Genomic DNA, 11,348 nt, shown 5'->3' on the forward strand with positions numbered 1-11,348 from the left:
GCATCGACCTTGAGGCGGTGTCTTCTCACGGTCCTACCCACGATCCAAGGAGATTGACGTGAAACGAGCAGCGATCGCAGTCGCCGCCCTTGCCCTCGCCCTCACGGGGTGTTCGGCCGCCGACCCGGAACCCACGGCCGACGGGACGGTGTCCCAGGATACATTCCTGACTACCCATGGCCTGGCCGACATGGGCGCGGTGGAGATCATTGATCACCTCGACCGGCAGAAGGTCACTGAGCGTCCCACGGATTTGATCGCCTCAGTGCGCGCCGATGAACTGCTGCTCTCGAGCGGTGACCAGGAAGTCGTGGTCGATCTTCCCGACAATCAGACGTATGTCTCGATCGCACCCTATCTCACCTCCACCCACGACTGCTTCTACCACAGCCTCACGACCTGCCTGGGGGAACTCAACAATGAGGATATCCAGGTCACGATCACCGATGAGGCGACCGGTGAGGTGCTGGTGGACGAGGCGACAACCACCTTCGACAACGGGTTTATTGGCTTCTGGCTTCCCGATGATGTCACCGGTCTGATTGAGGTCAGCTACCAGGGGCGTACCGGCACCACGGAGTTTTCCACCACCGACGACGGTGCCACCTGTGTCACAGACCTGCGCCTGACGTGATGGCTCAGCAGGGTCCTCACCTGCGCCTGTCTCCCGTGTCACTGAATTCTTACACCAGGAAGGTTAAATCATGACGAACGCGTTTTCCCGACGACAGTTTCTGCTCGGCGGGCTCGTCCTCGCCGGCACCGGGGCCGTGGCCGCCTGCACCAGCGATCCTGGACCCGCTGCCTCGGCACCAGGTTCCTCCCTTCACCCCACTCCCACCCCCACTGCGCTCGGTGAGCCGACGGTGCGCCGGACACTGACCGCCCGGCCCCTCTCTCTGGATATCGGCGGTATCGAAGCCAAGACGTGGGGATACGTCTCTGACACCGGGGATGCGGCCATTGAGGCCACCGCCGGCGACGTCCTCCAGGTCGATATCACCAATGAACTGCCTGAGAGCACCTCCATCCACTGGCATGGCATCGCACTCCACAACGCAGCCGACGGTGTGCCCGGCATGACCCAGGACCCCATTGAACCTGGCGAGTCTTTCTCCTATGTTTTTGAAGTCCCCCACGGTGGCAGCTACTTCTACCATTCCCACTCCGGCCTGCAGCTTGATCGCGGCCTCCACGCCCCACTGATCGTCCGTGACCCGCAAGACGCTGAGGACCAGGACGTCGAGTGGACCATCGTGCTCGACGACTGGGTCGATGGCATTCAGGGCACTCCCGACGATGAGCTCGACAAGCTCACCGGAATGGGTTCGGACGACCATAACGGGAAGAAGGGGATGGGAGGTCACGGCCATATGATGCACGGCACCCCGGACCGGGTACTGGGCGGGGATGCCGGCGATGTGATGTATCCGCACTACCTCATCAACGGACGTATCCCCCGTGCTCACCGGACCTTCGAGGCTCGCCCGGGCGACAAGGCCCGCCTGCGGTTTATCAACTCCGGCGGTGACACCATCTTCAAGGTGGCCCTCGGTGGTCACCGCATGACCGTCACCCACACCGACGGCTTCCCTGTCCAGCCCCGGGAGACCGAATCGATCTACCTGTCGATGGGCGAGCGTGTCGACGTCGAGGTCATCCTCGGCGACGGCATCTTCCCGCTCACGGCTTTGGCGGTGGGTAAGGACGACCGCGCCTTCGCCGTCATCCGCACCGCCGGCGGCCAGGCCCCCCGCCCCGATGTCGACTTCCCCGAGTTGTCATCCACCGGACTGCTTCTGTCCTCCCTGAAGCCAGCAGACCGTGCACTCCTGCCTGAGGGCACACCAGACCGAGAAGTCAGCATCGACCTGGGCGGGCAGATGATGCCGTATGAATGGAGCATTCTCACCGACGGCCAATCGTCCTCCGCGACCGTGCAGGAGGGCCAGCGCCTGCGGATGGTCATGCGCAACAGGACCATGATGCCCCATCCCATGCACATCCACGGCCACACGTGGGCGCTGCCCGGCAGCGGCGGGCTACGCAAGGACACCGTCCTTCTCCGCCACGGTGAAACCATGATCGCCGACCTGATCGCTGACAACCCCGGTGAGTGGGCATTTCACTGCCATAACGCCTATCACATGGAAACCGGGATGCTCAGCTCGCTTCGCTACGAGTAACCCCCCCCCCACAGCAGGGTTGAGTGCCGAGGTGGGCAGAGTCGCTGCAGGCCACCCACCGGGCAGCACGATGACCTTCCTCGGTGTTGTGGTCTTCCGGGACAACCAGAACACCGTCTTCTTCCCCACCGCCCCGGAATATGGAGATCTAATCCATGCCGAGCACACCCCGCAGAGCCGCCATCGCGGTTGCCGCGGTGCTCACCGCCGTGACCCTGGTGGCCTGTTCCTCAGGCGACGGCGTCCGAAACGCCGTCGCCGTCGGGGGGGGCACCTTCCAGTTCCACTCACCAGGAGGCCAAACCGAGATTATCTACGCAGAGGAGGAATGTGCGCCGCTGCCGGGCTTCTCCTGCCCGTCGTTGATGGAGGAAGGTGAGGAGATCAGCCTGTCTGATTTTGAAGGCGAGGTCGTCGTCCTCAACGCTTGGGGCTAGTGGTGTGCACCGTGCCGGACGGAAGTCGATGACCTGCAGCTTGTCCAGGAGACTCTCGACCCCCTCGGTGGCACGGTGCTGGGCATCAACGTCCGTGACTACAACCAGACCATCGCCCAGGACTTCAAACTCGACAACGCGGTGACCTATCCCTCGATCTACGACCCGCCGTTTCGTATCGCTGCGGCCCTGGGAGGTGCCGACCTCGGTCATCCCGACCACCATTGTCCTGGACCGAAGCCACCGCCCGGCCGCGGTGTTCCTGAGGGAGGTCACCGCCGATGACATCCTTGATGTCGCTCTGCCGCTGGCCGAGGAGGCACCAGCATCATGACCGTTGATGTGATTGCGCAGTTGGCGATTGGCCAGCAGTTCGCCGACGCCGCGGCCACCGGGCCACTGATGATCGGCATCCTGGCTGCAGCAGCTGCAGGTCTGATCTCGTTCGCCTCCCCGTGCGTCGTACCCCTGGTACCCGGATATATGTCGTATCTGGCCAGTGTGGTCGGCGGGGAGGTCGACTACGACGCCGAGGGGGGGGGCGCGGTGGTCACCAAACGCCAGTGGGCGGTAGCGGGTGCGGCCGGGTTGTTCATTCTCGGCTTCACCGTCGTCTTTGTGCTGGCCACCGTCACCGGGGGTGTCTCCCGAGTAAAGGACACGGCGTTGGTGTCAATCTATTGCGCAGTAAACGTGCCAATCGAATGGCTGGCTACTTCACTGTTTAATTAACGTGTCAATGAAATGGCTGCCTAGTACATAGTGCAATCTACGTGTCAATAAAGTGGCTGGGACAGAAGAGAGCACGCAAGAAGGGCCAATTGAAGCAGCAATGCACTGCACGCTGGCGATATCGCGCATGGAATTACCGCGTTCGATAGCACGATAGATACCAAGTACAGCCTCCGCCTCAGCAGGGATGATCTCGCCTGTTGAGCTGTAGCCAATAGGACGTACACCGTCGGAACACCAGCGCCCTTGCTCAGCACGCTGCTGTTGGGCGCGTGACTGCCTAGCGCCTTTACGCTCGGGTACACTGGCGGAAGCTTGCTAGCGGTAGTCAACGATTTCACCCTCCCCTGGGCCCCGTGATGGTGTAGTCACGTTGAATATGCGCTGTTGCCTGACCCCACTCGCTCGCTTTAACCCGCGCTTGGTGCGAATCGAACGATGCTTGATCAGTGAATTGTTCTGATACATTCCATACGAGCGGGTCGTCGGATTGAGTGACCTCGAAGCACAGACACCCGGGTTCATCACGAGAGAGCTCAACGTGTTTTGGAAGGAACCGTTCAACGATTGAAACATCACTGTGGTCTTTGCAGATCAAGATGCCGTTCAGCTCGATCATGCTCATAGAACACCTTCGCTATAAGTCAGACGCGGCGCTTAAACGTTAAACTTAAACTCGACGGTATCTCGTTGCAAAGTTACTCCCTCTCGTTAACACCATCAAAAGGAGTGTTATCCAATGAAAGCGTTCGGATTCTTAAGCTTCGGGCATTACGCCTTCGGCAGCTAGTGCGGGCCATCTGCGGAAAAGATCGCCAAGACTCATCTGGAGATCACCCAGGCTGCGAACGAAATCGGCGTGAACAACGCGTCCTTCCGAGTCCACCACTTCGCGCTGCAGGCCTCCGCCCCGATGCCGCTGCTGTGTGCTATCGCGGCCACCACTAAAATCATCGAGGTGGGCACCGGCGGCATCGACATGCGCTAGCGCATATCGGGGTTGTAGCGTTTGAATCATTGACTCCCGCCGTCTACAAGTACCTACACACTTGATCGGTACTGCACGTTTCAGGATCCGGGTGCGCGGCGTCCTGGCTAAGGTCCGCGATAGTGTCGCGCAGCACGGAGAGCTGCGCGATCTGCTGCTCGATCTCAGCGAGGCGCACGTCAAGCAGGTCGCGCACGTGCTCGCAGGGCGCATGGCCGCCGTCGCGGATGTCGAGGATCTGGCGGATCTGGGCGAGGGTGAGGCCCGCGGCCTGGCCGCGGTGGATGAAGTCGATCCGAGCGACCGTCTCGGGCGCGTAGTCGCGGTATCCGGACGGCGTGCGCTCGGGCGGGGGCAGAAGGCCCTGTTCCTCGTAGAAGCGAAGGGTCTTCGCGGTAGTGCCCGCCCTCTCGGCGAGTTCTCCGATCCGCATTGCTGTCTCCCTCCGTGGCCGCGCTTGACCTTCCCCTGCACTGGAAGGTCCAGTATGGCTGAGACAGAGCAGAAAGCCAAGAGTTGACAGGAGCAGCGATGCCTACGAAGTACGATCTCGCCATCATCGGATCGGGAGGCGGCGCGTTCGCCGCTGCGATCCGCGCCAGCACGCTCGGGAAATCGGTGGTGATGATCGAGCGCGGGACGCTCGGCGGCACCTGCGTAAACACGGGCTGCGTCCCGTCGAAGGCGCTCATCGCCGCGGCCGGCGCGCGGCACGTCGCCGTCGACGCCGCAACCCGGTTCCCCGGGATCGCGACGACGGCGGATCCCGTCGACATGCCCGCGCTGATCGCTGGGAAGCAAGCGTTAGTGGAGTCGCTGCGCGGCGAGAAGTACGCCGACGTCGCCGACTCCTACGGCTGGCAGGTCCTCCGCGGCGACGCCTCGTTCGTGGGCACCCCTGATGCGCCGGTTCTCGATGTTGCCGGAGCCGACGGAAGCGTCGAGACCATCGAGGCCCACCACTACCTAGTCGCGACTGGTTCTCGCCCGTGGGCACCGCCGATCGACGGCCTGGAGGAGACCGGATACCTGACCTCGACCACGGCGATGGAGCTGACGGAGGTCCCCGAGTCGCTGCTGGTGCTCGGCGGCGGCTACGTCGCCCTGGAGCAGGCGCAGCTGTTCGCCCGCCTCGGCTCGCAGGTCACGCTGCTCGTGCGGTCCCGGCTCGCCTCGAAGGAGGAGCCGGAGGTGTCGAAGGCGCTCCAGGAGGTGTTCGCCGACGAGGGCATCCGCGTCGTCAGCCGCGCAGTGCCCACCCGGGTCTCCCGCGGCACGGGAGGCGAGGCCGTCGTGACCGCCGCCTTGTCCGGCGGCTCGCAGGAGTTCCGCGCCGACCAGGTCCTGGTCGCCCTCGGACGCCGTCCCGTCACCGATGGCCTGAACCTCGATGCGGTCGGGGTGAATACCGGAGACTCCGGCGAGGTGGTCGTCTCCGACCGGCTGCAGTCCTCGAACCCGCGGGTCTGGGCCGCGGGCGACGTGACCGGGCACCCCGAGTTCGTCTACGTCGCCGCCCACCACGGCACCCTCGTCGCCGAGAACGCGTTCGCCGACGCCGACCGGTCCGTCGACTACGCCCGCCTGCCGCGGGTGACGTTCACCGAGCCCGCGATCGGCGCGGTCGGGATGACCGAGAAGGACGTCCTCGCCGCGGGGATCCGCTGCGACTGCCGCGTCCTGCCCCTGCACCACGTGCCCCGCGCCTTGGTGAACCGCGACACCCGCGGGTTCATCAAGATCGTCGTGAACGCCGAGACGAAAGAGATCCTCGGCCTGACCGCCGTCGCCAAGGACGCCGGGGAGCTCGCCGCCGCAGGCGTCCACGTGCTCGGCAGGACCGTCGCCGAGGTCGCCAACGCCTGGGCCCCCTACCTGACCATGGCCGAGGGCATCCGGATCGCCGCGAAGGCCTTCACCACCGACCCGTCGCTGCTGTCGTGCTGCGCATGAACGGCAACGCAGGCAATCGGGGAGATCTCATCCAGAAGCAGACGATGAGCGCCGATCAGGACCGCGACGAATGGCGCGCCGGTCCCGTCGTCGCTGCAGTGACCGGGCTGCTCCTACTGGCATGCTGCGCGCTTCCGTCGCTGCTCTGCTGCGGCCTGCCGTTCATCGCGGCGGGCGGAGCACTCGCAGGCGTCGGTGGGCTCCTCGGTAATCCCTGGATCATCGGTGCCGGGACCGCCGTCGTGATGGCCGTCATGGCGGGGATGCTCGTCAGGCTACGGCGGCGGCACCGGCGCTGCAGGTCCGGCTGCTGCGAAAATCCTTCGACCGCTGATCGGAACCGGTAGTTCGAGCGGATCCAGCGATCACTGCCACCTGCGGAGGCCGCTGAAATCGAAGCCCGACGGGAGAAGGAGGAGCAAAAAGCGTTCGAATCAACCGGTGACGAGGATAATACTGAGGCTGGATCCCGGCCGTCGCGACGCGGTCTCCGCTTCCGCCGAGACGAGAAAGGGTTGTGGGCACCTAGGCTGGGCGGCATGAACGACATGACCATAGCGCCCGGCCCGGGGATCCCCGACGGTGCGGTCATCGCCGCCGATCTCGCGGAGCGTTTCGCGAAATCGTCGACTCCGGGCGGCCAGGGCGTCAACACGACGGACGGCAAAGTCCAGCTTTCCATCGATGTCGCCGAATGCGCATCGCTTACCGACGCCCAGCGTCACCGTATCTCGCGCAACCTCGAGCACCGCCTAGACGGCTCCGTCTTTACCGTGACTGCGTCGACTCAGCGGTCTGTGTTTCGCTCCTGGTCCTCTCGCTTGCACCTGCGACACAGCCTCGTGCCCCCGGGCCGTAGCGTTCGGGGGAGCACAATAGCCCCAGTCCTCATCACGTCCCGGGATCAAAGAGTTCATCGCAGAGGTTAAGCACTACACGTTAAATTTGAACTCGACCACATCACCGTCGTGCATGATGTAGTCCTTGCCCTCCTGGCGAACCTTGCCCTTGGCCTTCGCCTCGGCAATCGAACCGGCCTCGACCAAGTCGTTGAAGGACACAATTTCAGCCTTAATGAAACCGCGCTCAAAATCAGTGTGAATCACGCCGGCAGCCTGCGGAGCCGTAGCACCCTTCGGAATGGTCCAGGCGCGAGACTCCTTCGGGCCAGCGGTCAGGTAGGTCTGTAGCCCCAGGGTGCGGAAACCAGCGCGAGCAAGCGAATGCAGACCCGGCTCGGTCTGGCCAATTTCAGCCAGGAGCTCATTGCGGGATTCCTCATCCAGCTCCAGAAGGTCCGACTCAGCCTTGGCGTCGAGGAACACACAGTCCGCCGGTTCCACAGCAGCGGCCAGATCCGCGCGGCGGTCCTCGTCGGCAAGCACTTCCTCGTCAGCGTTGAAGACGTAGAGGAACGGCTTTGCGGTGAGCAAGTGCAGCTCGCGCAGAGCGGAGAGCTTCACATCATCGGAAGCAGCGAAGAGAGTGCGCCCTTCTTCCAGTACGGCAAGAGCCTGCTTGACGGCTTCAACCTCACCGACCTTTTCCTTATCCTTCTTGGCTTCCTTTTCCAGACGCGGCAGCGCCTTCTCAATAGTCTGGATATCAGCCAGGATGAGCTCGGTTTCAATCACACCGATGTCAGAGGCCGGGTCAACCTTGCCGTCGACATGCACAACGTCATCATCATTGAAGACACGGACGACCTGACAGATAGCGTCAGCCTCGCGGATGTTGGCGAGGAACTTGTTACCTAGACCTTCGCCCTCCGATGCACCCTTGACGATGCCGGCGATGTCCACAAACGACACCGTAGCCGGAAGAATACGCTCGGAGCCGTAAATTTCGGCGAGCTTATTCAAACGGGGATCGGGAAGCTCCACAACGCCGACGTTCGGCTCGATGGTGGCGAACGGATAATTCGCAGCCAGCACATCGTTGCGTGTCAAGGCGTTAAACAGGGTTGACTTTCCGACATTGGGCAGACCGACGATTCCAAGTGTAAGACTCACATTGCTCATCTTACGGGCTCGGGGAGAAAGATTTGAACTCGCCCTAACTTCGTGAAGTTGCCCCCTATCCCCTACGAACCCCCATAATGAATACGTGAGCAATAAACCCAATGAAGGCGAAGAGTGGACTGCGCAGTCCGAAAAAGACGCTATCGATCACGTAATGGGATCGGAGCCTCTGCGTATAGAACAGTCTCTGTCTATCCCCTCCGACGCCCATAAGTCAGCGGCAACGCAACCGGATCTGCCGGAAGATGCTGAAAACCTCGATGAGCTTATGAGCGAAAATGACTCCGAGTCCATCGACCGCGCCGACGTCATTGGCGAGGGCGCCCGATGGTTCGCAGGTTGGTGCCTGCGTTTCCTCATCACCGCAGCGGCGCTGTATGTCAGCGCTATGATTCTGGGAAAGATTTGGGCTGGCGTTCTGCCGATTCTGCTGGCTCTGATTGTCTCCACGGTGCTGGCTCCGCCCGCCGTGTTCCTGATGAAACACCGCTGGCCCCGCGCACTCTCCGCACTGACGGTCATCCTAGGCGCGCTGGCGCTGCTTGGCGGCGTCGTCGCGTTCCTCGCACCGACTGTGCAGTCGCAGTTCCCAGAATTGCGTCGCCAGTTCACCGACGGCATTCAAGAAGTCCAGAACATCATTCAGGCACCGCCATTTAACGTCAAGGATGAACAAATCCTCGACGCTCTGGACCAGGGTTCCCAATGGCTCCAGGAGCGCTCCGGCGATATCGCCAACACAGTCTTCCAAGGCATCTCGGTGGTCTCTTCGGTCGCCGTAACCTTGATGGCAATGCTGGTGCTGACGTTCTTCTTCATCAAGGACGGCCAGGACTTCCTGCCATGGCTCCGCCGCCTGACCGGACGTCGCCTCGGCTGGCATCTCACGGAGGTACTCACCCGCTCCTGGAACACGCTGTCGGGCTACATCCGCACGCAGGCTATCGTTTCGCTTATCGACGCGGTCTTCATCGGTGCCGGTCTTGCGATTTTGAATGTGCCGCTGGCAATGGTCCTGGCCGTGGTGACTTTCTTCGCTGGCTTCATTCCTATTGTCGGCGCGTTCACCGCCGGCTTCATTGCGGTGGTTGTCGCACTTGTTGCCAACGGCCTGACCACAGCAATCTTTGTCTTGCTCATCATCATTGCCGTCCAGCAGATTGAGGGCAACATCCTCTCGCCGATTCTGCAGTCCAAGGCTATGGACCTGCACGCCGCAATCGTCCTGCTGGTTGTCCTACTCGGTGGCGGTATCTTCGGCATCATCGGCGCCTTCCTGGCGGTGCCGGTCACTGCAGTCGTCGCGGTCTGGTTCCGCTACCTCGGCGACCTCACTGATTTGCGTACGGGCGACAAGACTGCAAAGGATATCGAGTTCGCCACGGACGCCGGATCAATCTCCGGCATTCAGATTGAAGCTGCCGGCCGTGCGATGCGCGACCGACTGGCTTCGTTCCGTCTGGGCAGTGATGACTCCGACAGCTCCGCGGAGAGCGCTGTGAAGGCAGATGCTCGCACCGCCGGTAAGGTTTCCCCCGATGCTGGTCCGACCAAGCAGGAAGAGGGAACGATGACCAAGGCCTTCCACAAGGTCACTGAAGTCGTCTCCGGGCCTTTCTCTAAGAAAAACAAGTAGGGCGAGATTCCAAGACACGGGCAGGCTCTTATACCGGGCTTGCCCGTTTTTATCACTAATAACCGGTAGGATACGCATTCGTGTCGAACAGATCAGCAATAACCCGTAAAGGCAGTGGGAACAAACCCCTGCTTCCACGCGTGCCAATGTTTGTGCCGCCGTTGCTGATGCTTCTGGCCGGAGTTTTTGGTTTGCTCTTTTCTGTTCCCAACGGTTCGCTTGGCAAGCCCTACTTCATTGCTTTTGCCGTGGCTGCTGTCGCCGGAACACTGTTGGTGGTTCCTCGCGGCCTGGTAGTTACCGTCGCTCAAATCCCCATTTTGTTCGCGCTTGTCACGTTTTTCACAGCGTGGTTTACCGGTTCTCTCGCCGATCCCGAAAATGGTGGCGCGACCGCGACGACCTCTAAACGCGCTCGCCTGGTGACCTCGGCATATCCCATCATCCAGCAGTTCCCGTGGCTGCTGATCTTGATGATCATCTGTGTCATCATCGCAGTATGGCGTTACCTCGAAATCACCCGCACCCAGGAGAAATCCCTCAACACCCAGCGCAAGGCCGCTAAACAGCGCCAGCATCGTGACGAAGCCGCTGTCGAATCCAGCTCTCAGGTGCGCCGTCGTCTCGCCGAATCTGATCGCCGCGTAGCTTCTCGCTCTCAGGAACGCCCTGCTTCACGACGTCCCGCTGCGGACATTATCCGAGATGCCGAAGCTCGCCGCCAGGCGCGCCAGCAGGCTGCACGCTCTCGGCAGGAGACTTCTCGTTCTGGTGCCCGACCGGCAGCGAGCGCCAGCTCGGCATCGCGCAACGCCGAGCAACTGCGTGAGCGACCAGTTGACCGCTCTGGGGAGCGCGCCCAGCAGCGCTCGAATTTCGCCCAGCGGGCCCAGCAGCCAACATCCCGTTGGCAGTCTCGCCCGCATCCGGGCCAGGCGCAGTTCACTCAGGATTCCACTTCGCCAAACTCGACCAGACAGCAGCCTCGTCGTCCGATTGAACGGCCAAACGCACCGCAGCGGCCAACGCAGGAGTTTCCCCGTCGTCAAGCGGCAGGAACGGCACGGATGTGGGGAGAACGGTCTTCGCCGGAGTCTCGGTCCGAAAAGCCTCAACAGAGCCCCGCACGCCCGGGGAGCAACCACCGTCGCACCGAGGAGTGGCCACCGCGACAGCAGCGCCCTCGCCAGGAGCGCATAACCGGGCGCGATACCAGGTCTCGTTACCGCAAGTAGCTCGGACTTGCACCTTACCGTCACAGTTGCCCACAGGCAGATTTAGCCTGTGGGCAACGTGCGTTTATTAGCAGGGCAATCCGGGGTTAAACGACAAAATGTGTGTCTGGCTCGGCGTGTCGCGCGGGGGTTAGATTTGGCCTTTCTGGATGCCGATTGA

Annotated in this window: 10 protein-coding genes and 3 pseudogenes; 10 read left to right on the forward strand and 3 right to left on the reverse strand. The window is 62.1% G+C overall.

Translation table 11 applies throughout. From position 1 onward, the window contains the following. Window positions 1–58 precede the first annotated feature (58 nt). The 4 genes and pseudogenes from QP978_RS05650 to QP978_RS05665 form a co-directional block, all read left to right on the forward strand. A complete protein-coding gene (locus QP978_RS05650) occupies window positions 59–634 on the forward strand; it encodes a CueP family metal-binding protein (protein ID WP_038626118.1) in 576 nt (191 codons plus the stop codon). A 70-nt stretch (window positions 635–704) separates the two neighbouring features. Continuing rightward, complete coding sequence (locus QP978_RS05655) at window positions 705–2,186, forward strand: multicopper oxidase family protein (protein WP_048731338.1); 1,482 nt, start codon at window positions 705–707, stop codon at window positions 2,184–2,186. Between the two features lie 155 nt (window positions 2,187–2,341). Continuing rightward, a pseudogene (locus QP978_RS05660) lies at window positions 2,342–2,957 on the forward strand (TlpA family protein disulfide reductase). Next, window positions 2,954–3,259: pseudogene (locus QP978_RS05665) on the forward strand (cytochrome c biogenesis protein CcdA); the annotation flags it as partial. The pseudogenes QP978_RS05660 and QP978_RS05665, both read left to right, overlap by 4 nt. 433 nt (window positions 3,260–3,692) lie before the next feature. Here the strand turns inward: QP978_RS05665 and QP978_RS05670 are convergent. Further along, entirely contained in the window at window positions 3,693–3,980 is a 288-nt protein-coding gene (locus QP978_RS05670; RefSeq protein ID WP_284856944.1) for a putative quinol monooxygenase, read from the reverse strand. A 114-nt stretch (window positions 3,981–4,094) separates the two neighbouring features. Between QP978_RS05670 and QP978_RS10840 the strand changes: the two are divergent. After that, a pseudogene (locus tag QP978_RS10840) lies at window positions 4,095–4,340 on the forward strand (LLM class flavin-dependent oxidoreductase); the annotation flags it as partial. Window positions 4,341–4,386: 46 nt separating this feature from the next. Here QP978_RS10840 and QP978_RS05680 read toward each other — a convergent pair. Continuing rightward, window positions 4,387–4,776, reverse strand: a complete 390-nt coding sequence (locus QP978_RS05680) for a heavy metal-responsive transcriptional regulator (RefSeq protein ID WP_284856946.1) — start codon at window positions 4,774–4,776, stop codon at window positions 4,387–4,389. 98 nt (window positions 4,777–4,874) lie between these two features. On the opposite strand from QP978_RS05680, the gene merA reads away from it, so the two are divergent. The 3 genes from merA to QP978_RS05695 all read left to right on the forward strand — a co-directional run bounded on the left by merA (window position 4,875) and on the right by QP978_RS05695 (window position 7,225). After that, entirely contained in the window at window positions 4,875–6,296 is a 1,422-nt protein-coding gene (gene merA / locus QP978_RS05685; protein WP_284856947.1) for a mercury(II) reductase, read from the forward strand. Beyond that, window positions 6,293–6,643: a mercuric ion transporter MerT gene (gene merT / locus QP978_RS05690; RefSeq protein ID WP_038629112.1), complete on the forward strand. Its 351-nt coding sequence runs from the start codon at window positions 6,293–6,295 to the stop codon at window positions 6,641–6,643. The genes merA and merT overlap by 4 nt, the downstream gene beginning before the upstream one ends. Before the next feature lie 192 nt (window positions 6,644–6,835). Further along, on the forward strand, window positions 6,836–7,225 hold the full coding sequence (locus tag QP978_RS05695) for a peptide chain release factor I (protein WP_038626129.1): 390 nt from the start codon (window positions 6,836–6,838) through the stop codon (window positions 7,223–7,225). 3 nt (window positions 7,226–7,228) lie between these two features. Here QP978_RS05695 and ychF read toward each other — a convergent pair whose 3' ends face one another. Further along, complete coding sequence (ychF, locus tag QP978_RS05700; protein ID WP_038629114.1) at window positions 7,229–8,308, reverse strand: redox-regulated ATPase YchF; 1,080 nt, start codon at window positions 8,306–8,308, stop codon at window positions 7,229–7,231. Between the two features lie 94 nt (window positions 8,309–8,402). Between ychF and QP978_RS05705 the strand changes: the two genes are divergently transcribed. Together QP978_RS05705 and QP978_RS05710 are read left to right on the forward strand one after the other, a co-directional pair. Then, the gene (locus tag QP978_RS05705; protein WP_069359260.1) at window positions 8,403–9,953 is read left to right on the forward strand and encodes an AI-2E family transporter; all 1,551 of its coding nucleotides are present in this window, start codon (window positions 8,403–8,405) and stop codon (window positions 9,951–9,953) included. Window positions 9,954–10,099: 146 nt separating this feature from the next. Then, window positions 10,100–11,188: a DUF6542 domain-containing protein gene (locus tag QP978_RS05710; RefSeq protein ID WP_224783738.1), complete on the forward strand. Its 1,089-nt coding sequence runs from the start codon at window positions 10,100–10,102 to the stop codon at window positions 11,186–11,188. Window positions 11,189–11,348 lie beyond the last annotated feature (160 nt).

Source organism: Corynebacterium sp. MSK035 (genome assembly GCF_030232615.1).
GTDB classification, from domain to species: Bacteria; Actinomycetota; Actinomycetes; order Mycobacteriales; family Mycobacteriaceae; genus Corynebacterium; species Corynebacterium jeikeium_D.